This window comes from Spirillospora sp. NPDC047418 (genome assembly GCF_040643275.1).
GTDB lineage: Bacteria > Actinomycetota > Actinomycetes > Streptosporangiales > Streptosporangiaceae > Spirillospora.
Genome location: NZ_JBEYTW010000042.1, coordinates 16535 through 38177, shown reverse-complemented (window position 1 = coordinate 38177; position 21643 = coordinate 16535). Strand labels below are relative to the sequence as shown.

General features: G+C 75.9%; 17 protein-coding genes. 11 read left to right on the top strand and 6 right to left on the bottom strand.

Annotated elements, in window-relative coordinates:
- Positions 1 to 113 precede the first annotated feature (113 nt).
- Positions 114 to 2882, top strand: a complete 2769-nt coding sequence (locus ABZ806_RS24770; protein WP_500219759.1) for a DEAD/DEAH box helicase — start codon at positions 114 to 116, stop codon at positions 2880 to 2882.
- A gap of 115 nt (positions 2883 to 2997) precedes the next feature.
- Here ABZ806_RS24770 and ABZ806_RS24765 read toward each other — a convergent pair whose 3' ends face one another.
- Both ABZ806_RS24765 and ABZ806_RS24760 read right to left on the bottom strand, forming a co-directional pair.
- A complete protein-coding gene (locus ABZ806_RS24765; protein ID WP_500219758.1) occupies positions 2998 to 3867 on the bottom strand; it encodes an oxygenase MpaB family protein in 870 nt (289 codons plus the stop codon).
- 105 nt (positions 3868 to 3972) lie between these two features.
- Positions 3973 to 4845, bottom strand: coding sequence for an aldo/keto reductase (locus tag ABZ806_RS24760; RefSeq protein ID WP_500219757.1), 873 nt, complete (start codon positions 4843 to 4845; stop codon positions 3973 to 3975).
- A gap of 138 nt (positions 4846 to 4983) precedes the next feature.
- Here ABZ806_RS24760 and ABZ806_RS24755 point away from each other — a divergent pair, with 138 nt between their 5' ends.
- The 5 genes from ABZ806_RS24755 to ABZ806_RS24735 all read left to right on the top strand — a co-directional run bounded on the left by ABZ806_RS24755 (position 4984) and on the right by ABZ806_RS24735 (position 10770).
- On the top strand, positions 4984 to 5970 hold the full coding sequence (locus tag ABZ806_RS24755; RefSeq protein ID WP_500219756.1) for an ABC transporter ATP-binding protein: 987 nt from the start codon (positions 4984 to 4986) through the stop codon (positions 5968 to 5970).
- On the top strand, positions 5967 to 6812 hold the full coding sequence (locus ABZ806_RS24750; RefSeq protein WP_500219755.1) for an ABC transporter permease subunit: 846 nt from the start codon (positions 5967 to 5969) through the stop codon (positions 6810 to 6812). The genes ABZ806_RS24755 and ABZ806_RS24750 overlap by 4 nt, the downstream gene beginning before the upstream one ends.
- A gap of 133 nt (positions 6813 to 6945) precedes the next feature.
- On the top strand, positions 6946 to 7596 hold the full coding sequence (locus ABZ806_RS24745; RefSeq protein WP_500219754.1) for a TetR/AcrR family transcriptional regulator: 651 nt from the start codon (positions 6946 to 6948) through the stop codon (positions 7594 to 7596).
- Positions 7577 to 8368, top strand: a complete 792-nt coding sequence (locus tag ABZ806_RS24740) for an ABC transporter ATP-binding protein (RefSeq protein ID WP_500219753.1) — start codon at positions 7577 to 7579, stop codon at positions 8366 to 8368. Before ABZ806_RS24745 ends, ABZ806_RS24740 begins: the two co-directional genes overlap by 20 nt.
- On the top strand, positions 8365 to 10770 hold the full coding sequence (locus tag ABZ806_RS24735) for an FtsX-like permease family protein (protein ID WP_500219752.1): 2406 nt from the start codon (positions 8365 to 8367) through the stop codon (positions 10768 to 10770). Before ABZ806_RS24740 ends, ABZ806_RS24735 begins: the two co-directional genes overlap by 4 nt.
- A gap of 58 nt (positions 10771 to 10828) precedes the next feature.
- Here the strand turns inward: ABZ806_RS24735 and ABZ806_RS24730 are convergent, their stop codons facing one another.
- Both ABZ806_RS24730 and ABZ806_RS24725 read right to left on the bottom strand, forming a co-directional pair.
- The gene (locus ABZ806_RS24730) at positions 10829 to 11566 is read right to left on the bottom strand and encodes an SRPBCC family protein (RefSeq protein ID WP_500219751.1); all 738 of its coding nucleotides are present in this window, start codon (positions 11564 to 11566) and stop codon (positions 10829 to 10831) included.
- Positions 11567 to 11585: 19 nt separating this feature from the next.
- Positions 11586 to 12221: an ArsR/SmtB family transcription factor gene (locus tag ABZ806_RS24725; protein WP_500219750.1), complete on the bottom strand. Its 636-nt coding sequence runs from the start codon at positions 12219 to 12221 to the stop codon at positions 11586 to 11588.
- Between the two features lie 95 nt (positions 12222 to 12316).
- Here ABZ806_RS24725 and ABZ806_RS24720 point away from each other — a divergent pair, with 95 nt between their 5' ends.
- The 4 genes from ABZ806_RS24720 (at position 12317) to ABZ806_RS24705 (ending at position 18732) form a co-directional block, all read left to right on the top strand.
- A complete protein-coding gene (locus ABZ806_RS24720; RefSeq protein ID WP_500219749.1) occupies positions 12317 to 14101 on the top strand; it encodes a glycoside hydrolase family 15 protein in 1785 nt (594 codons plus the stop codon).
- Between the two features lie 42 nt (positions 14102 to 14143).
- Complete coding sequence (locus ABZ806_RS24715; protein WP_500219748.1) at positions 14144 to 17224, top strand: FAD-binding and (Fe-S)-binding domain-containing protein; 3081 nt, start codon at positions 14144 to 14146, stop codon at positions 17222 to 17224.
- A gap of 64 nt (positions 17225 to 17288) precedes the next feature.
- Positions 17289 to 17768 (top strand): MarR family winged helix-turn-helix transcriptional regulator, encoded by a 480-nt coding sequence (locus ABZ806_RS24710; protein ID WP_500219747.1) that lies wholly within the window; start codon positions 17289 to 17291, stop codon positions 17766 to 17768.
- A 184-nt stretch (positions 17769 to 17952) separates the two neighbouring features.
- On the top strand, positions 17953 to 18732 hold the full coding sequence (locus ABZ806_RS24705) for a DUF4142 domain-containing protein (protein WP_500219746.1): 780 nt from the start codon (positions 17953 to 17955) through the stop codon (positions 18730 to 18732).
- Positions 18733 to 18735: 3 nt separating this feature from the next.
- Here ABZ806_RS24705 and ABZ806_RS24700 read toward each other — a convergent pair whose 3' ends face one another.
- A complete protein-coding gene (locus ABZ806_RS24700) occupies positions 18736 to 19605 on the bottom strand; it encodes an NAD-dependent protein deacetylase (protein ID WP_500219745.1) in 870 nt (289 codons plus the stop codon).
- 442 nt (positions 19606 to 20047) lie between these two features.
- On the opposite strand from ABZ806_RS24700, the gene ABZ806_RS24695 reads away from it, so the two are divergent.
- Complete coding sequence (locus tag ABZ806_RS24695; protein WP_500219744.1) at positions 20048 to 21265, top strand: beta-ketoacyl-[acyl-carrier-protein] synthase family protein; 1218 nt, start codon at positions 20048 to 20050, stop codon at positions 21263 to 21265.
- Between the two features lie 9 nt (positions 21266 to 21274).
- Here the strand turns inward: ABZ806_RS24695 and ABZ806_RS24690 are convergent, their stop codons facing one another.
- Positions 21275 to 21637, bottom strand: coding sequence for a hypothetical protein (locus ABZ806_RS24690; RefSeq protein ID WP_500219743.1), 363 nt, complete (start codon positions 21635 to 21637; stop codon positions 21275 to 21277).
- Between the last annotated feature and the right edge of the window lie 6 nt (positions 21638 to 21643).

Genomic DNA, 21643 nt, shown 5'->3' with positions numbered 1-21643 from the left:
GCCGCCCGGTGACCGCCGCCGTGCCGTCCGCCGTCGTGCCGCGCGCCGGCCGCCGCGGATCGAGTCGGCCGTGAATTGGGTATCGGGCCGGTCGAAACCGTAGGCTCGACGGTATGACCACCCCCGACACGGCGTCGGCCGACCAGAGCCCGGCCCAGCGGTACGCCGCCTACCGCAGGCGCACCGCCGGGAGCGGCCCGGCCCTGCTGGACTTCCGCACCCTGTACGACTTCGAGCTGGACGCGTTCCAGCTGGAGGCGTGCCGGGCGCTGGAGGGCGGCAGCGGCGTGCTGGTCGCCGCGCCCACCGGTTCCGGGAAGACGGTGGTGGGGGAGTTCGCCGTCCACCTGGCCCTCACCGGCGGCGGCAAGTGCTTCTACACCACGCCGATCAAGGCGCTGTCGAACCAGAAGTACGCCGACCTGGTCCGCCGGTACGGGCCGGCGAAGGTGGGGCTGCTGACCGGCGACAACAGCGTGAACGGCGAGGCGCCGATCGTCGTGATGACGACCGAGGTGCTGCGGAACATGCTGTACGCGGGGTCGCAGACCCTCGCGGGCCTGGCGTTCGTGGTGATGGACGAGGTCCACTACCTCGCCGACCGGTTCCGCGGCGCCGTGTGGGAAGAGGTGATCATCCACGTCCCGGACTCGGTGCGGATCGTGGCGCTGTCGGCGACGGTGTCCAACGCCGAGGAGTTCGGCGAGTGGCTGCACGAGGTCCGCGGCGACACCGCGGTGATCGTGGACGAGCACCGTCCCGTCCCGCTGTTCCAGCACATGCTCGTCGGCGCCCGCCTGTACGACCTGTTCGTCGACACGGGCAAGGGCAAGGACCGGCAGGCGCGGCTGAACCCGCAGCTGACCCGGATGGCGGTCGAGGAGGTCCGGCGCGCCAAGGTCAACCAGGGCCGCCGCACCGGCCGCCGCCGCGCGCCGCGCCCGCAGCGGTTCCGGCCGCCGCACCGCCCGGACGTGATCGAGCGGCTGGAGCGCGCCGGGCTGCTCCCGGCGATCACGTTCATCTTCTCCCGGGCCGGCTGCGACGCCGCCGTCCTGCAGTGCCTGCACGCGGGGATCCGGCTGACGTCCAAGGAGGAGTCGGAGGAGATCCGCGCGCACGCCGAGCTGCGCACCGCCGACATCGCGCCGGAGGACCTGCGGATCCTCGGGTTCGGCGACTTCCTGGAGGCGCTGCAGCGCGGCGTCGCCGCGCACCACGCCGGGATGCTGCCGACGTTCAAGGAGATCGTCGAGGAGCTGTTCACCCGCGGGCTGATCAAGGCGGTGTTCGCGACGGAGACGCTCGCGCTCGGCATCAACATGCCGGCCCGCACCGTGGTGATCGAGAAGCTCGACAAGTGGAACGGCGAGGCGCACGTCGACCTGACCCCCGGCGAGTACACGCAGCTGACGGGGCGCGCGGGGCGGCGCGGCATCGACGTGGAGGGCCACGCCGTCGTGGTGTGGGGCCCGAACGTGGAGCCCGCGTCGGTCGCGGGCCTGGCCGGCACCCGCACCTACCCGCTGAACTCCAGCTTCCGGCCGTCGTACAACATGGCGGTGAACCTGGTCGGCGCCGTCGGCCTCGAGCGGGCCCGGACGCTGCTGGAGGAGTCGTTCGCGCAGTTCCAGGCCGACCGGGCCGTGGTCGGGCTGGCCCGGCAGGTCCGCAAGAACGAGGAGGCCCTGCAGGGGTACGCCGAGGCCGCGCAGTGCCATCTCGGCGACTTCATGGAGTACGCGGCGATGCGGCGGCGGCTGTCGGACCGGGAGGCGGAGCTGTCCCGGGAGCGGACGTCGGCGCGCCGCGCGGAGGCCGCGAAGTCGCTGGAGCGGCTGCGGCCCGGCGACGTGGTCATCGTGCCGTCGGGGCGCCGCTCCGGGCTCGCCGTCGTCCTCGACCCGGGGGTCGGGCGGCGCTCGGACGGGCCGGCGCCGCTGGTGCTGACGATCAACCGGTCGGTGCAGCGGCTGTCGGTCCAGGACTTCCCGCGCGCCGTGGAGCCGGTCGACCGGATCCGGATCCCGAAGTCGTTCAGCCCCCGCAACCCGCAGGACCGCCGCGACCTGGCGTCGACGCTGCGCAACCGGGTGCCCGACGACGTCCGCGACCGCAAGCGGTCCCGCGCCGACACCGCCGCCGCCGACGACGCCGAGATCACCCGGCTGCGCGCCGACCTGCGCCACCACCCGGTGCACGGCTGCGACCAGCGCGAGGACCACGCCCGCTGGGCCGAGCGGTACCACCGGCTGGACCGGGAGACCGAGCAGCTGCGCCGCCGCGTCGAGGGCCGCTCCCAGGTCATCGCCCGCACCTTCGACCGGGTGTGCGCCGTCCTGCAGCAGCTCGGGTACCTCGACGGGGACTCCGTCACCGACGAGGGCCGCCGCCTCGGCCGCATCTACAACGAGCTGGACCTGCTGACCGCCGAGAGCCTGCGCGAGGGGCTGTGGGAGAAGCTCGGCCACGCCGAGCTGGCCGCGTGCGTGTCGGCGCTGGTGTACGAGTCGCGGCAGCCCGACGACGCGGCCCCGCCGCGCACCCCGGCCGGTGCCGCGCAGGACGCGCTCGGCTCGATGGTGCGGCTGTGGGGGGAGCTGGAGGCGGTCGAGCACGACAACCGGGTGTCGTTCCTGCGCGAGCCCGACCTCGGGTTCGCGTGGACGGCGTACCGGTGGGCGAAGGGCGACGACCTCGACGAGGTGCTGCTGGAGAGCGACCTGACCGCCGGCGACTTCGTCCGCGCGGTGAAGCAGCTGCTGGACCTGCTCGGCCAGGTCGCCGACGCGGCGCCGCCGAACAGCCACATCCGCAAGACCGCGCGCCGCGCGATGGACGCGATGCGCCGCGGCGTCGTCGCCTACAGCTCCGTCGGCTAGTGCCCCCGGCCGGCGGCGTTGGCCAGTGGCGTCGGCAAGCGGCCCCGGCCAGCTCCGTCGGCCGGCGGCGTCGGCCAGCGGCGCCCCGGCTAGCGGCCCGGGCAAGCGGCCGCGGCTAGGGGTGGTGGGCGCTCGCCGTCGCGTTCTTGCGGCGGGCGCGGCGGGCGGACAGGGTGCGGTCCACGCGGTAGGTCGCCAGCCGGACGAGGAGCGCCTGCGGCGGGCGCCGCAGGAACCGGGGCGTCACGCGGTGCCCGGCTGAGGCGCTCCACAGCAGCAGCCCGGCGGCGCGGCGGCGGCCCGGCGTCCACGGCAGCCCGTACTGCGCGCGCAGCGGCTCGGGCAGCAGCGCGGCGGTGATGAGCCGGAACACGGCGAGGGCGGGGAACAGGACGCGGAGCTTGCGGGGCCACAGGACGGCGTCGGCGACCTCGCGGCCCGCGTCGGTGACCTCCAGCCCGGCGAGCGTCTCGGCCATGTAGGCGCGGAACGCGGCCAGGTCGGGGGGCTGCGCGTCCAGCGGGCAGCCGAGGACCTCGGCGACGACGCGGGCCTGCCGGTAGTACTCCTCGGGGTCGGTGTCGCGGGGCCGCATCAGCGTCTCGTGGATGTACAGGGCCGAGTCGATGAGCGTGGCGTTGACCCACATCTGCAGGTCCGGGTCGTTGCCGGAGTAGCCCTCGCCGCGGACCATCGTGTGGATGCCGCGGACCTTCGCGGCGATCCGCGCGACCTGCTCGGGCGTCCCGAACGTGGTGACGAGCAGGAAGTCCAGGGTGCCGAACAGGCGGGCGAGGGGGCGGTCGGCGAAGTCGCTGTGCTCGGCGACGCCGCGGGCCACGCCCGGGTGGGCGAGCTGCATCAGCAGCGCCCGCCCGGCGGCGAGGCCGACGAGCGGCTCGGCGGCCAGCGTGCGCAGGACGTCGCGGTCGGCGAGCCGCTCCGCCGGCCGGTCGGGTGCGGGGAGCGGGGGTGTGGCGGGCAAGGCGGGCCTCCCGGCGGTTCGGATCCTCGCCCGCCATCCTCGCGCAACTATTGACGGACGGTCAATAAGCCCGGCCCGGCCCCCGCGCCGGGGTGTCCGCGCGGGTCAGGAGCCGACGGCGGTCAGCGCGGCGACCTGGTCCGCGCTCAGTTCCACCCCGGCGGCCGCGGTGTTCTCCTCCAGGTGCGCGACCGTGGACGTGCCCGGGATCGGCAGCATCACCGGGGAGCGCGCCAGCAGCCACGCCAGGCTCACCTGGGCGGGGGTCGCGCCGGTCGCGGCGGCGACCTCGTCGACCGGGCCGCCCGGACGCGCCAGCCTGCCGGCCTTGATCGGGAACCAGGGGATGAACCCGAGGCCCTCGGCCGCGCAGTGCTCCAGGACGTCCTCGTAGTTGCGGTCGGCCAGGTTGTAGCGGTTCTGCACGGTGGCGATCGCGGTGACCCGGCGGGCCTTTTCGATCTCCTTCACCCCGACCTCCGACAGGCCGATCGAGGCGATCTTCCCCTCGTCGCGCAGGGCCGCGAGCTCCCCGACCTGGTCGGCGAGCGGGACCTGCGGGTCGACCCGGTGCAGCTGGAACAGCCCGATCCGCTCCACGCCGAGGCGCCGCAGGGCCATCTCGACCTGCTGGCGCAGGTAGGCGGGGCGGCCGAGCATGTGCCACTCGTCCGGTCCGGTCCGCACGAACCCGGCCTTCGTCGCGACCAGCAGCCCCTCCGGGTAGGGGTGCAGCGCCTCCCGGATGACCTCCTCGCTGGCGAACGGGCCGTAGGAGTCGGCGGTGTCGATGAAGTCCACGCCGAGTTCGACGGCCCGGCGCAGCACCCGGACGGCCTCCGCCCGGTCGCGGGGCGGGCCCCACGTCCCCGGGCCGGTCAGCCGCATCGCGCCGTAGCCGAGGCGGTGGACGGTGTGCTCGCCGATGGTGAAGGTGCCGGAGGCGTGTGCCGGGGCGGCCGCTGAGGTGTCGGACATGCCGGCGATCTTACCGAGCGGGCCGGACCCTACCCAGGTCGGAGGCGCCTCATCAGCGCGGAGGAGCCGGGCACCGCGGCGGGCGCGCTACTGTGATCACGATCACGGAACCACCGCCGACCAGCCCGGGAAGTGCCAATGATCGAGGCGGAGAACCTCAGCAAACGCTACGGAGACAAGACCGCGGTCGACGACCTGTCCTTCACGGTCGCGCCCGGCCGGGTCACCGGCTTCCTCGGCCCGAACGGGGCCGGGAAGTCGACCACGATGCGGCTGCTGCTCGGCCTGGACCGGCCCGACCGCGGCGACGCCCGCATCCACGGCCGCCACTACCGCGACCTGGACGCGCCGCTGCGCGTCGTCGGCGCGCTGCTGGAGGCGCGGGCCGTGCACACCGGCCGCAGCGCCTACAACCACCTGCTGTGCCTGGCGCAGACGCAGGGCATCGGCAAGCGGCGCGTCGACGAGGTCGTCGACCTGGTCGGGCTCACCGGCCCCGCCCGCAAGCGCGCGGGCGGGTTCTCCCTCGGCATGGGGCAGCGGCTCGGCATCGCCGCCGCGCTGCTCGGCGACCCGTCGGTGCTGATCCTGGACGAGCCCGTCAACGGCCTCGACCCCGAGGGCATCATGTGGATCCGCACCCTCATGCAGCGGCTCGCCGCCGAGGGCCGCACGGTGTTCGTCTCCAGCCACCTGATGAACGAGATGGCCGTCACCGCCGAGCACCTCATCGTCATCGGCCGCGGCCGGCTGATCGCCGACTGCTCCACCGAGGAGTTCATCGAGCGCAGCACCGAGAAGACGGTGACGGTGCGCAGCCCCGACGCCGACCGGCTCGCCGGCGTCGTCGCCGCCGAGGGCGGCAAGGTCGCCGCGGGCGGCGACGGGCTGATCACCGTGACCCAGATGGAGGCGCCCCGGGTCGGCGAGCTGGCCGCCGCGGAGGGGATCGTCCTGCACGAGCTGACCCCGAGCCGCGGCTCCCTGGAGGCGGCGTTCATGGAACTGACCCGTGACAGCGTCGAGTACGGCGCGGACCCCGGCATCGATCCCGGCATCGATCCCGGCGCCGTCCGGGGCGCCGTGCCCGGAGCCGTCCCGAGCCCGGAGGGGGACCCCCGATGACCGCGCCCACCGCCGCGTCCGCCGCCCGGCCCGCCGCCGGCCCGCCCGAGTTCGGCCGGCCCGGCTTCGGCCGGCTGCTGGTGTCGGAGTGGACGAAGATCCGCACCGTCCGCTCCACGCTGTGGTCGCTGATCCTGCTGGTCGTCCTCGACCTCGGGTTCACCGCCCTGTTCGTCGGCCTCACGATGTCGCAGTGGGACAACACGAGCGCCGGGGACCGCGCGGCGATCTCCGCCGACCCGGTCAGCTTCATCCTCGGCAGCGGGTTCTTCCTCAGCCAGCTGACCGTCTGCGTCCTCGGCGTGCTGGTGATCGGCTCGGAGTACTCCACCGGCATGATCCGCGCCAGCCTGCTGGCCGTGCCGCGGCGGCTGCCGATGCTGTGGGCCAAGGCCCTGGTGTTCGGGCTGGTCGTCCTCGTCCTCGGCATCGCGGTGTCGTTCGTCTCGTTCTTCATCGGCGTCGGCCTCGTCGGGGACCGGATGGAGATCTCCCTCGGCGACCCGGGCGTGCTGCGCGCCGTCATCGGCGGCGGCCTCTACCTGGCGATGCTCGGCCTGTTCGCGCTCGCGATCGGCGCGATCGTGCGGCACACCGCCGGCGGTATCACCGGCGTCATCGGGTTCGTGCTGGTGCTGGCGCCGCTCGCCATGCTGCTGCCCGGCAGCATCGGCGACCACGTCCACGCCTACCTGCCGTCCGAGGCCGGCACCCTGATCGCCAAGGCCCAGCAGGGGCCGGACGACCTGCTGTCGCCCTGGCAGGGCTACGGCGTCTTCGCGCTCTGGACCGTCGCGCTGCTCGCCCTCGCCGCGTTCCTGCTCAAACGCAGGGACGCCTGAGCCACCCCCGCCCCAGCGTCCCCGTGCCGGATCCCCGGCGCGGGGACGTTCGCGTTTCCGCATCCCCCGCCACCTGGACTGTTGCACGATGCAAAGATCCGGGCGTACCGTGTTGGTCAGTTGCTTAAAGCGGATGACCAAGAGGCGGGGGACGATGGCGGACGGCGCGGTGCCGACCCGGATCCGGCTGCTGGAGGCGGCCGTCGCGGTGATGGCCGAGGGCGGCTGGGCGGCGGTGACGTCGCGGGCCGTGGCCGAGCGGGCGCGGGCCAACAACGCGCTCGTGCACTACTACTTCGGGTCCGTGGACGCCCTGCGGCGGGCCGCGGTCGCGCACGCGGTCGAGAAGGAGCTCGAAGGCCCCGTGGAGGCGATCCTGCGCGCGGCGGACGCCCTCACCGGAGTCGCCGACGGCGTCCGTGAGCTCGTGGACCGCGGCGCCGGCACCACCGGGCAGCGGGTGATGGTCGAGGCGATGACGCACGGCCTGCGCGACGGCGAGCTGCGCGCCGGGACCGAGCGGCAGCTCCGGATGTTCCGGGACCTGCTCGCCGCCCGGCTCGCCGAGGACCGGGCGGCGGGGCGGCTGCGCCCCGACGCCGACCCGCGCGGCCTGGCGGTGGTGTTCGCCGCCCTGCTGGACGGGCTGCTCATGCACGTGCTGATCGACCCGGAGACCGAGGCCGGCGACGCGACGGCGGGGCTGACCGCCCTGCTGCGCCCGGCCGGCCCCCCGCCCGGGCAGGCAGGCGAAGGAGACGGCGATGAGGAGACACGGCGGTGAGCGGGCGCCCGCCCGCACGGGCGGGCCGGCCCCGGCCCCGCGCGACCCGGGGGACGCGGGGGCCGCGGTCCCGGCGGTCCTGCTGCGCGGGGCGGGCAGGACCTACGGGACCGGGCACGCCCGGGTCCACGCGCTGCGCGAGGTGGACCTGGAGGTGCCGCGGGGCGAGTTCGCCGTCCTGCTCGGCCCGTCCGGGTCCGGCAAGACGACCCTGCTCAACCTGATCGGCGGGATCGAGCCCGCCACCGAGGGCGTGGTGACCGCCGGGGGCCGCGACCTGTCCGGGCTCGGCGAGGACGCCCGCACCGCCTACCGGCGCGACACCGTCGGGTTCGTGTTCCAGTTCTTCAACCTGATCCCGTCGCTGACCGCGCTGGAGAACGTCCGGCTGGTCGCTGAGCTGACCGGCCGCGGCGACCGGGAGCGGTCGCGGGCGGCCCTGTCGGCCGTCGGGCTCGCCGGGCGCGCAGGCCACTTCCCGGCACAGCTGTCGGGCGGCGAGCAGCAGCGCGTCGCGATCGCCCGCGCCATCGCCAAGGACCCGGCGCTGCTGCTGTGCGACGAGCCGACCGGCGCCCTCGACCTGGAGACCGGCCGCGGCGTCCTGCGCGTCCTGCAGGACCTGAACCGCGAGGGCCGGACGGTCCTGGTCGTCACCCACAACGCCGCGATCGCCGCGATCGCGCACCGCGTGGTGCGGATGCGGTCCGGGCGCGTCGTCGAGGTCACCGCCAACGCCGCGCCCGCCGGCGCCGACGAGGTGACCTGGTGACCGGCGGGGTGAGCGGCGGGGTGATCGGCAGGGGGAGCGTCCTCAACGTCAAGCTCCGCCGCGACCTGCGGCGCCGCCCCGCGCAGCTGGTGTCGGTGGTGGTGCTGGTGATGCTCGGCGTCGCGCTGTTCGGCGCGTCCTACGACGCCTACCGGAACCTCGATTCCGGCTACCAGGCGCTGTTCCACGAGTACCGGTTCGCCGACCTCACCCTGACCGGCGGCGACACCGCCGCGATCGCGGCGGAGGCGTCGGCGCGGACCGGGGTGGAGGCCGTCGCCGTCCGCACCGTCGCGGACGTGCCGCTGCGCCTGCCGGGCGGCGGGACCCTCGTCGGCCGCGTCGTCGGGCTGCCCGCAGGGGCGCAGCCCGGGGTGAACCGGGTGAAGGTCCTCGACGGCGCCTACCTCGACCCGGCCGCGCCGCGGGGCGTCCTCGCCGAGAAGCACCTCGCCGACCACGCGGGGCTGGCGCCGGGCGCCGGGGTGTCGGTGTGGGACGGGCACGCGTGGCGGACGCTGTCGGTGCGCGGCACCGCGTCCTCGCCCGAGTACCTGTGGCCCGCGCCGAGCCGCCAGAACGTGCTGCCGGCGCCCGGCTCGTTCGGCGTCCTGTTCGTCCCCGAGGCCCTCGCCCGCCGGGTCGCCGGGACGGCGGCGCCGAACCAGGCCGCCGTCTACTACACCGCCGATGGGCGCGGGCACGCCGCCGGACTCGACGCGGCCCTCACCTCCGCCGCCCGCGGGCACGGCGCCGGCGCCGCGATCACCCGCGCCGAGCAGCCCTCCAACGCCACCCTCGCCGAGGACATCAAGGGGTTCTCCGAGCTGGCCGTGCTGTTCCCGCTGCTGTTCCTGGCCGCCGCGGGCGTCGCCGTCTACGTCGTGCTGACCCGCCGCGTCGCCCGCGACCGCGTCGTCATCGGCACGCTGCGCGCCTGCGGGTTCGGCCGCCGCACCCTCGTCGTCCACTACCTGGCGACCGGGGTCGCGGTCGGGCTCGCGGGGTCCGTCCTCGGCGTCGCCGCCGGGCTGCTGCTCGCCGGGTCCGTGACGCGGCTGTACGGGGAGGCGATCGGGCTGCCGGAGACGCTGGTGTCGGTGCGCGCGTCGACCGTGCTCGCCGGGCTGGCGTTCGGGGTGGCCGCCGGGGCGCTCGCCGCGCTCGCGCCCGCGCTGTCGGCCGCCCGCGTCCCGCCCGCCGAGGCGATGCGCGGCACCGTCCCGGCGACCGGGGGAGCGGGGCGGCTCGCCCGGCTGGGACGCGCGGTGCCCGCCGCCGGGCGGCTCCCCGCCGGAGCGTGGCTGGTGCTGCGCGGCCCCGCCCGCCAGTTGCGCCGGACCCTGTACACCATGGCCGGCGTCGTCCTCGCGCTCGTGCTGATCCTGGTGTCGTGGGGGATGCTCGACTCCTCCCGGGCCACCGTGTCCCGGCAGTTCGACCAGATCCAGCGGCAGGACGCCGAGCTGGTCCTCGGGCGCCCCCTCGGCGGCGCCGGGCTCGAGGCGCTGGCCGCGACCGGCGGGGTGCGGGCGGCCGAGCCGTCCGCGCACGTGCCCGTCACCATCACCGCCGGCGGCAGGGGGTACTCCACCACCGTCGTCGGGCTCCCCGCCGGGACCCGCATGCACCGGTTCCTCACCCCCGGCGGCGGCGAGCGGGCCCTCCCCGGGCGCGGCGCGCTGGTCGGCGCCGCACTGCGCGGGCGGCTCGGCGTGGACGTCGGCGACCGCATCGGGCTGCGCCTGGCCGGCGGCCGCACCGCCACCACGACCATCGCCGGTTTCGTGGACGAGCCGCTCGGCACCTACGCCTACGCCACCCTCGGCCAGGTCGCCGCCTGGGCGCCCGGCACCGAGCCCGACACCGTTCTCGTCACGTTCGACCCCGGCGCCGACCGCGCCGCCGTCGAGCACGCCCTCGCCGCCCGTCCCGGCGTCGTCGCCTACACCGACGCGCGGGCCGTGAAGAAGACGATGGACGCGTACATGAACCTGTTCTACGTGTTCGTGGCGGTCATGCTCGCGTTCGGCGGGCTGCTGGCGTTCACCGTCCTGTTCGCCACCCTGTCGGTGAACCTCGCCGAGCGCGGCACCGAACTGGCCGCCCTGCGCGCCGCCGGCGTCGGGCGGCGCCGCCTCGGCCGCCTCGTCACCGCCGAGAACCTCCTCGTGGTGACCGCCGGCGCGATCCCCGGCCTGATCCTCGGGCGGCTGGCCACGGGCGCGTTCCTCGGCGCGTTCAACAGCGACCTGATGTCCTTCCACACCGAGATCAGGCCCGCCACGTTCGCCTGGTCGGCGCTCGCCGTCATCGCCGCCGCCTGGCTGGCGCAGCGACCCGGCCTGCGCGCCCTCGCCCGCATGGACCTCGCCGCGCTCGTCCGGGAGCGCGCGGGCTGAGCCCCGTGCGCGGCGGCGCCGCACGGGACCTCCCATGCGGGCGCCGCCGCGCGCCGGGTCAGGCGTAGACGCCGTTCAGCCAGTCCTGCCAGGACCCCCGCGCCCGCTCCGCGGACGCGGCGGCGTCCGGCGCGAACCGGTGCAGGGCGACTCCGACCGGCCCGCCCCACGCGTCCCGGCCGAAGATCCGGTACATCGCGTCGCCGGTGCGAAGCCCCGCGAAGTGCTCGGTGCGGTAGTCGAGGACCGCGCCGGCCGGGCCGGTGCCGGGCAGGTCCACCCGCACCGTGTCTCCCTCGGCGGCGTCGTCCAGCCCGAGCGCCTTCACGGCGGCGGCGAACGAGCCCTTCCGCATGGACGCCTCCGGCCCCTGGATGTCGGAGTGGACCGCCCGGCGGCCGGTGAAGTGCGTCAGGTACTGGCGGAGCGTGTGCAGGTAGAAGTCGGTGTGCCTGCTCGCGCCGTCGTACTGGTCGTCCCAGCCGCCGGTGAAGATACCGCTGTGCACGTACCGGACCCAGGCGCCGCCGCCCTCGCGCGGCTCGATCAGGTGGTCCACGACGTTCAGCGTCTGCGGCATGCCGCCGAGGCCGTCCGGGTCCTCCGCGCGGCTGGTCAGCCGGTGCGGCGGGTCCCAGGCGGTGATGACGCCCATGCCGGCGGCCGTGCCGCCCTCGCGGGGCTCGAACTCCATCGGCCACAGCCACGCGGCGGTGCCGGTGGTGACGGCCTCCCACACCTGCTCGGGGGACGCCTCGGTCTCGTACTCGCGGACGATCTCGAATTCCCTGCCCATGGTTCCCTCTCCTCGCCGTTCAGGTTCCGATCTGCTCCGGGGCGTCCGGCCGGCCCGCCGCCGGCGCCCCCGGTTCGCTCTTCAGGGACGGGTGGACGGCGATGACGACGCGGTGCGCCCGCCCGCCCTCCGCCGACCCGTCGTGGTACTTGCGGACGAGCGCGCCCACCCCGGCGGCCAGCTCCTCGACGAACGCGGCCCGGTCCGCCGCCGAGGCGAACACGACCTCCCCGTCCAGCGCGAAGGTGGCGAGCCGCTTGTCGGCCCGCGCCGCCCCGGTGATCAGCGCGCCCACGTCGCGGACCAGCCGCGCCGCGAGCGCCAGCAGCCAGCGCGCCGACAGCGCGTCGCGGTGCCGGCCGGGGTCGGGCTGCAGCGTCGCCAGCGCCAGCGGGGAGATGACGTAGGACGCCGCCGTCGCCCGCATCAGCCGCTCGGTCATGTTGCCCTTGCGGCGCTCGCCGACCAGCTCGACGAGACCGTGCCGCTCCAGTGTCCGCAGGTGGTAGTTGACCTTCTGCCGGGGCAGCCCCACCCGCGCGGCGAGGGCGGCCGCCGACATCGGCTCGCCGAGCTCGGCGAGCAGCCGCGCCCGCATGGGGTCCAGGGAGGCGGCCGCCGCCTCCGCGTCCTCGATCACCGTCACGTCCAGCATGCCCCCATCATGGCTACCGACAAATAGATTTGTCAAGACAGAGCTAGTTGTCGGAGAGTCCGGGTCATCGGCCGTCTCCCGGGTAATGGGCAGGCATGGTGACCGACCCGGTAGCCCCGTACGCCCCGCCGAAGGCCCTGCGCGACTACGCCTTCATCGCCGACGGCGAGCGCGGCGTGCTCGTCGGCCCGCACGGCGAGTACGCCTGGATGTGCTTCCCGCACTGGGAGTCGGCGCCCGCCTTCGCGGGCCTGCTCGGCGGGCCGGGCGGCTACCTCGTCCAGCCCGTGTCCGACCGGTTCGTCTGGGGCGGCTACTACGAGGACCGCGGGCTCATCTGGCGCAGCCGGTGGGTGACCGCCGAGGGGTCCATCGTCGAGTGCCGCGAGGCGCTGGCCCTGCCCGCCCGCCGCGACCGCGCCGTCCTGCTGCGCCGCTGCCGGGCGGTGCGCGGCCGCGCCCGGCTGCGCGCCCTGCTGGACGTGCGCGCCGGCGGCCCGCGGATGCGGAGCCCGCACCACCACGACCCGGACTGGACGGCCCGCAGCGGCGGCACCCGGATCCGCTGGCGCGGCGCCGACGAGGCCGTCGTGCGGGAGGGCCCGGACGGCGGCGCCCTCCTCGCCGCGACGTTCGACCTCGCCGAGGGCGAGACCCGCGACCTGGTGCTGGAACTCGCCGAGGACACCGCCGCCGGCCCGGCGCCGGCCCTGGACGCCGGCGCCCTGTGGGAGGCCACCGAACGGGACTGGCGGCAGGCCGTCCCCTCCTGCGACGACACCATCGCGCCCCGCGACGCCCGGCTGTCCTACGCCGTGCTGACCGGGCTGACCAGCCGGGCGGGCGGGATGGCCGCCGCGGCGACCACGGCGCTGCCCGAGCGCGCCGACGAGGGCCGCAACTTCGACTACCGCTACGCCTGGATCCGCGACCAGTGCCTCGCCGGCCAGGCCGTGGCCGCGCACGGCGGCCCGCCGCGGCTGCTGCGCGGCGCCGCCGGCTTCGCCACCGCCCGCATCCTGGCCGACGGCGGCCGGCTCCGGCCCGCCTACACCGTCACCGGCGACCCGGTGCCGCCGCAGCGCGACAGTGCCCTGCCCGGCTACCCCGGCGCCCGCGCCGTCACCGGCAACCGGGCGAGCGAACAGTGGCAGCTGGACGCCGTCGGCGAGTCGCTGCTGCTGCTCGCCACCGCCGCCGAGCACGACCGCGCCGAGCCCGCCGCCCGCGAGGCCGCCCGCATCGCCGCCGACGTGATCGGCCGCCGCTGGGGCGACCCCGGCGCCGGCATCTGGGAGACCGAGGACCGGCTCTGGACCCACTCCCGGCTGATCTGCGTCGCCGGGCTCCGGCAGGCCGCCCGCGTCCTCGGCGGCCCCGGCGAGTCCGCCTCCTGGAACGCCCTCGCCGACGCCATCCTCGCCGAGACCGCCCGGACCGCGCTCACCGCGGGCGGCCGGTGGAAGCGCGCCGCCGACGACGACCGCGTCGACGCCGCCCTGCTCGTCCCGCCGCTGCGCGGCGCCCTGCCCGCGGGCGACCCGCGCAGCGTCGCGACGCTCCAGGCCGTCCGCGACGAGCTCGTCCAGGAGGGCTTCGTCTACCGGTACCGGATCGGCGGCGAGCCCCTCGGCGTCGCCGAGGGGTCCTTCACCCTGTGCGGGTTCTTCCTCGCCCTCGCCGAGCACCGGCGGGGCGAGACCGCCCGCGCCCTCGGCACCTTCGAGCGGGCCCGGTCCGGCACGGCCACCAGCGGGCTGTTCTCCGAGGAGTACGACGTCGGGCAGCGGCAGCTGCGCGGCAACATCCCGCAGGCGTTCGTGCACGCCCAGCTGCTGGAGACCGCCACCCGCCTCGCCGGCCGGCCGGACCCGCGCTGAGCGCACCGTATCGAGAGCCCATCCGCGGGTATGCGTTCGGTCATGGCGATTTCGGCTGAGGACACCAGGCAGGGCGGAAGGCGGACCGGGCACGGGCGGGACGGGCGGGAGGCGCTGCGGCACGCGCTCGCCGCGCGGGTGGACGGCGAGGTCCGGTTCGACCCCGGGTCGCGCGCCGCGTACGCGCACGACTCGTCCAACTACCAGCAGCCCCCCATCGGGGTGGTGGTGCCGCGCGGCGTCGAGGCCGGCGCGGAGGCCGTCCGCGTCTGCGCCGAGCACGACGTCCCGGTCCTGTCGCGCGGCGGCGGGACGAGCCTCGCCGGGCAGTGCGTCAACACCGCCGTCGTGATCGACTGGTCGAAGTACTGCCGCAGCCTGGTCTCCCTCGACACCGGCGCGCGCCGCGCCGTCGTGGAGCCCGGCGCGTGCCTGGACGACCTGAACGAGGAGCTGTCCGGGCACGGCCTCATGGTCGGGCCCAAACCGTCCACGCACGACACCTGCACGATCGGCGGGATGATCGGCAACAACTCGTGCGGCGCGTCCGCGCAGGCGTACGGGAAGATGGTCGACTCCGTCGTCCGCCTGGAGGTGCTCACCTACGACGGCGTGCGCATGTGGGTGGGGGAGACCTCCGACGAGGAGTACGAGCGGATCCTCGCCGAAGGCGGGCGGCGCGCCGAGATCTACCGGGCGCTGCGCGGCCTGCGCGACGACGGCATGGAGCTGGTCCGCACCCGCTACCCCGACATCCCGCGCCGCGTGTCCGGCTACAACCTCGACTCGCTGCTGCCGGAGAAGAACTTCGACGTCGCCCGCGCGCTGGTCGGGTCAGAGTCGACGCTCGTCACGGTCCTGCACGCCGAGATCGAGCTCGTGCCCGTCCCGGCGCACCAGTCGCTCGCCGTCCTCGGCTACGACGACATCCCCGACGCCGGCGACGCCGTGCAGCGCATCCTGCCGTTCAGGCCCCTCGCCCTGGAGGGCATGGACGAGCGCCTCCTCGACCTCGCCAAGCAGGACCACCTCGCCGGGCCGCGCGTCGTGCGGGACATGCCGGACGGCGCCGGCTGGCTCATGATCCGGTTCGGCGGCGACACCAAGGACGAGGCCGACGGGCGCGCCCGCGCGCTCATCGAGCACATGGAGAACGGACCGAACCCGCCGCGGCACACCTTCGTCCGCGACCCGGCCGAGGAGGAGCTGCTGTGGCAGGTCCGCGAGGCCGGGCTCGGCGCCACCGCCTACCCGCCCGGCCGCCCCGACACCCACGAGGGCTGGGAGGACGCCGCCGTCCCGCCCGAGCGGCTCGGCGACTACCTGCGCGACTTCCGCGCCCTGATCCGCGAGTTCGGCTACGGGCCCGTCTCCCTCTACGGGCACTTCGGGCAGGGCTGCGTGCACACCCGCATCCCCTTCGACCTGGAGGACGAGCGGGGCACCGGGAACTACCGCCGGTTCATCGAGCGCGCCGCCCGCATGGTCGCCGGCTACGGCGGGTCGCTGTCGGGCGAGCACGGCGACGGCCAGTCCCGCGCCGAGCTGCTGCCGATCATGTTCGGCGACGAGGTGATCCGGCTGTTCGAGCGGTTCAAGGCGGTCTTCGACCCGGGGAACCGGATGAACCCCGGCAAGATCGTCCATCCGTACCGGCTGGACGACAACCTCGACCACCTCGCCTACGACCCCGCCGAGCCGCGGACGCACTTCGCCTTCCCCGACGACCACCACCGGTTCACCCACGCCGCCGCCCGCTGCGTCGGCATCGGCAAGTGCCGCGCCTCCTCCGGCGGCGTCATGTGCCCCAGCTACCGGGCGACGGGGGAGGAGGAGCACTCCACCCGCGGCCGCGCCCGCATCCTGATGGAGATGATGCGGGGCATGCCCGGCGACGAGGGGCGGGGGAACGGCATGCCGGACCCGTCGGTGCCGGGGCCCGGCGGCGCCGCCGTCATCACCGACGGGTGGCGGTCGGAGGACGTCCGCGACGCCCTCGACCTGTGCCTGGCGTGCAAGGGCTGCCGCAGCGACTGCCCCGTCAACGTGGACATGGCCACCTACAAGGCCGAGTTCCTCGCCCACCACTACAAGGGCCGCGTCCGCCCGGCCTCCCACTACACGATGGGCTGGCTGCCGCTGTGGGCGCGGCTCGCCGCGTTCGCGCCCGGCGCCGCCAACACCGCCCTGCGCCTGCCCGGCCTGAGCGGCGCCGCCAAGCGGATCGGCGGCATCGCCCCCCAGCGCGACATGCCCGAGTTCGCGCCCGAGCGGTTCACCGACTGGTTCAGGCGCCGCCCGGCACCGGACGGGCCGGGCGGCAGGCGGGTCGTGCTGTGGCCCGACACGTTCACCAACAACTTCCACCCGCACATCGGCAGGGCCGCCGTGCGCGTCCTGGAGGCGTCCGGGTACCGGATCGAGGTCCCGCCGGTCGCGCTGTGCTGCGGGCTGACGTGGATCTCCACCGGCCAGCTCGGCGTCGCCGCCCGCGTGCTGCGCCGCACCGTCCGCGCGCTCGCGCCCCGGCTGCGCGAGGGGGTGCCGGTCATCGGGCTCGAACCGTCCTGCACCGCCGTGTTCCGCGCCGACGCGCCCGAGCTGATGGAGCGCGACGCCATGGCGGACGACGTGAAGCGGCTCCGCGACCAGACCCGGACCCTCGCCGAGCTCCTGGACGAGCGCCAGGAGGAGGCCGGCGGCGCCTCGCCCCTCGCGGCCCACGACACCGTCGCCGGGCTCGACACCCCGAAGGTCCGCGCGATCGCGCAGCCGCACTGCCACCAGCACGCCATCATGGGGTTCGGCGCCGACCAGCGCGTCCTGTCCCGCGCGGGCGTGGAGGTGGAGACCCTCGACGTCGGCTGCTGCGGCCTCGCCGGGAACTTCGGGTTCGAACGCGGCCACTACGAGGTCTCCACCAAGATCGCCGAAGAGGGCGTGTGGCCCGCCGTCGCGGACGCCGGCCCCGGCACGGCCGTGCTCGCCGACGGGTTCTCCTGCCGCACCCAGATCGAGGCGGGGACCGCCGCCCGGCCCCGCCACCTCGCCGAACTGCTCGCCGAACTGCTCGCCGACCTCCTGCCCGGCGGCGCGGAGGGGCGTACGGACGGGCAGCGGTGAGCGCGGGCCAGCGCCGCCCCGGGCGTGTTGGCGCACCCGGGGCCCGGCCCTGTAGAAAGTCGTCATGAGCGAGGACGGGGACGCCGGCGTCGACGAGGTCACCTCGGCGATGCTGACCGCGTCGCGGCTGCTCGTCGCGATCTCCGTGCGGTCGCTGGCCGCCGTCGAGGGCGCCGTCACGCTGCCGCAGTTCCGGCTGCTCGTCGTGCTGTCGTCGCAGGGGCCGTCCAAGCTCGTGACGCTCGCCGGGCTGCTGGAGGTCAACCCCTCCACCGCGATGCGGATGGTGGACCGGCTAGCCGCCGCCGGGCTCGTCCGCCGCGAGGCCAGCCCCGAGAGCGGCCGCGAGGTCCGCATCCAGGTCACCGCCGCCGGACGCCGCATCGTCGACGACGTCACCGCCCGCCGCCGCGCCGAGATCGCCGGTGTCGTCTCCCGCATGCCCGCCGGGCAGCGGCGCGCCCTCGTCGCCGCCCTGCGCGCCTTCACCGAGGCCGGCGGCGAACCCCCGGCCACCGCCCTCGCCCAGCTCGGCTGGACCTGACCCCGCCCCCGCCGAGCCACCCATCCCGCCCGCCGGGCCGTCGAACCGCGCGGCCGCGACCTCCGTACTGCAGCCGTAACGCCCTTCACCCCGACCGAGAGGCGGTGCCCGGATGCCCCGACCCCGACGGGCCGCCGTACCCGCACCGGCTGCACCGGCCGCACCCGCACCAGCCTGGGCCGCCGTGACCGCGCCGGCCTGGGCCGCCGTGACCGCGCCGGCCTGGGCGGCCGTGACCGCGCCGGCCTGGGCGACTGTGCCCGCGCCGGCTCGGGCCGCCGTGGCCGCGCTGGCCGCGGCCCTGCTGCTGGGCGCCTGCCAGCCGGCCGCGCGGCAGGCCGCCGACGGCGCCGCGGTCGCGCCGTCCCCCGCCGACGAGGCCGCCGCCCAGTCCACCGTCACCACCGACTGGGGCCCCCTCGGCCCCGCCGACCGCGACGTGCTGGTGCGGCTCCGGCAGGCCGCGCTGTGGGAGATCCCCGTCGCCCGCCAGGCGCGGCGCCGCGCCGCCCGGCCCGCGACCCGCCGCGCGCTCACCGAGGTCGCCCGCCGGCACACCCGGCTCGACCTGCTGAACCGGCGGTTCGCCGGGCGGCTCAACGTCGCGCTGCCGGCCCGGCCCAGCCCCGAGCAGCAGAGCTGGATGTCGGAGATCACCGGCAAGTCCGGCAACGACTACGACCGGACCGCCGTCGCGCGGATGCGGATGGCGCAGGGCCTGCTGTTCGCCGAGCTCGGCGCCGTCCGCGCCGGCACCCGCAACACCCTCGTGCGGCGGTTCGCCGAGCAGGCGCAGCCGCTCGTCACCGAGCAGCTGCGGCAGCTGGAGACCACGGGGTTCGTCACCGGCGACACGCTGCCCGACCCGCCCGCCGTCACCGGGCCGCCGCCGCCCGCGCCGCCCGGCACGCGGGTCTCCCCGGCGCCCGCCGCGACGTCGCTGCTGTCCGGCGGAGGACGGTGACGCCTACCGCCCCAGCTCGTCCACCAGCGCGGTGAGGGCCGGGCCGAGCGGCGCGTCCAGCGTCACCCGGGCGTGCTCGTCGCCGCGCGTCGCGCCCCGGTTCACGATCGCCACCGGGACGCCGTGCCGCGCCGCGTGCCGGACGAACCGGTACCCCGACAGCACCGTCAGCGACGACCCGAGCACCAGCAGCGCGCCCGCGCCCTCGGTGAGCGCGTAGCACTCCCGCACCCGCGCGGGCGGCACGTTCTCCCCGAAGAAGATCACATCGGGCTTGAGTACGCCGCCGCACCGCTCGCAGCCCACGACCCGGAACGCCTCGATCTCCGCGTCCGCGACCACCGCGTCGCCGTCGGGGTTGATCGCGTCCGCGCGCGCCTCGAAGCCGGGGTTCGCGGCGCGCAGCCGGGCCTCCAGCCGCCCGCGCGGCGTCCGCTCCCCGCACGCCAGGCACACCACCCGGTCCAGCGCCCCGTGCAGCTCGACCACCCCGTCCGCGCCGGCCGCCTGCTGCAGCCCGTCGACGTTCTGCGTGATGATCCCCGCGAGCAGCCCGCGCCGCTGCAGCTCCGCCACCGCGCGGTGCCCCGCGTTCGGGCGCGCCGCCGCGATGTGCCGCCAGCCGAGGTGGCTGCGCGCCCAGTACCGGCGCCGCGCCGCCTCGCTCCCGGTGAACGCCTGGTAGGTCATCGGCTCCGCGCGGCGCCGGCGGCCCGTCTCGCCGCGGTAGTCCGGGATCCCCGACTCGGTGGACAGGCCCGCGCCGCTCAGCACCACCACCTCGCCGTCCGACACGAGATCGGCCAGCAGCGGCACCCCGCCCGCCGGCGCCGCGATCCCCGTTCCCGCCGTGCTCTCCACAACCCGCGTCACCCCTCCATGGTGCACGACCAGCACCAGTGAGGGACGAAACACCCGATACCGGTGTGGCGCGTGTCACCGGGGTGACAAAAATCGCCCGGAGAATGTGCACGGGCTGGCAAGTTCCGACGAACGCCGCCGCGCTAGCTTCCGAAGCCCCGCTTCTCCTCCGCGGGATCCCCCCGAACCGCGAGGTGAGCGGATGACCGCTGAGCACCCTGCCCAGGAATCCCGCGCCCAGGAATCCCGCGCCCAGGATTTGCGTGCCCAGGAATTGCGTGCCGAGGGATCCCGGGCCCAGGAATCCCCTGAAGGTCCGCGACACCGCGCCCGGCGAGTACCGACGGCCGGCCCCCGTGCCCAGGAATCCCGGGCCAGGGGATCACGGGACCGGCTGTACCGGGCCGGGGAACGCCGCGCTGGGGATTTCCGGGCCGACGGGACGCCCCGCGTCGTGGTGACCGGTTTCGGGGTGAAGAGCCCGGCCGGCGGCACCCCCGCGGAGGTCTTCGCGACCGTCCTCGCGGGCAAGTCGCAGGCCGTGCACGTCCCCGAGCTGCTGGAGGCCGGGACCGCGGTGTCGTTCGGCTGCCCCGCCCAGCCGCTGGACGAGGACCGCTACTTCAGCAGGGCCGAGCGGCGCCGCCTCGACCGGGTGACCAAGCTCGGCGTCGCCGCGGCCGACGACGCGGTGGCCGACGCCGGGCCCGGCTACGGCGGCGGCCCGGCCCGCCGCGGCGTCTACGTGGGGACGGCCGCCGCCGGGCTCGCCTCGACCGTCGCGCTCGGCGGCCACGAGCACGCCGGGACCCTGGACCGGGTGCCGGTCCCCGCCGTCCCGAAGACCATGCCGAACGCGACCGCCGCGAACGTGTCGATCCGGCACGGCTGCGAGGGCCCCTGCCTCACCTTCTCCACCGGCTGCGCCAGCGGCGCCACCGCGATCGGCGAGGCCGTCCTCGCCATCCGCGCCGGGCGGATCGACGCGGCCGTCGCCGGCGGCGCCGACGCGATCCTCACCCCGTTCGCGATGGCCGCGTTCGCCCGCATCGGCACGCTCGCGCGCCGCGACCCCGACCCGCACGCCGCGGGCCGCCCGTTCGACGCCGACCGCGACGGGTTCGTGGTCGGCGAGGCCGCCGCGTTCCTCGCCCTGGAGCGCGCCGACCACGCCGCCGCGCGCGGCGCCCGCGTCTACGGGGAGGTCGCCGGCTACGGCTGCGCCGCCGACGCCGCGGACCTCCTGCAGCCCCGCCCGGACGGCGCGGTCGCCGCGCGCTGCATGGCCGCCGCGCTCGCCGACGCCGGGCTCGGCGCCGTCCGGATCGGGCACATCAGCGCCCACGCGACCGGCACCCGCGCCAACGACGCCGCCGAGGCGCTCGCGATCGGCCGCTGCTTCGGCCGCCGCACCCCGCCGGTCACCGCGACCAAGGGCGTCACCGGGCACATCCTCGGCGCCGGCGGCGCGCTGCAGGCGATGGTCGCGCTGCTCAGCGCGGCCGACGGCCTCGTCCCGCCGACCGCCGGCTTCGCCGCCCCCGACGCCGGCACCGCCCTGCTCGACATCGTCCACGGCGAGGTGCGGACGATCGCGCCGGCCGCGCCCGCGCTGTCGAACTCGTTCGGGTTCGGCGGGCACGACGCGACGCTCGTCCTGATCCCCGCCTGAGCGGGCGGTTCAGCGGCCCGGGTTCTCCAGCTGGAAGAAGTTGCTCTGCGAGCCGTCCTTCTTGTGCTCCTGGAAGAGGAAGTTCAGTTCGCGCTCGTCGAACGTGGTGAACCAGTCGTCCCAGGAGATGTGCTCCAGGTTCTCCCCGCCGTAGCCGGGGAAGTCGAACAGGAGCCGGCCCGGCCGGCCGCCGTAGTCGCTGCCCGGCACGGTGGACGGCTCGGCGCCGCGCTCGTCCGCCCAGTCGCGGATCACCTCGTGGTCGGTGGTGACGAGGCTGCGGCCCGGCCGCTCCTCGTGCTCGCCCGGCGAGGCGATCTCCTGCTCGTAGCGGTGCTCACCCTGCACGGGACGGTGCTGCGACTCGCCCATCGCGAT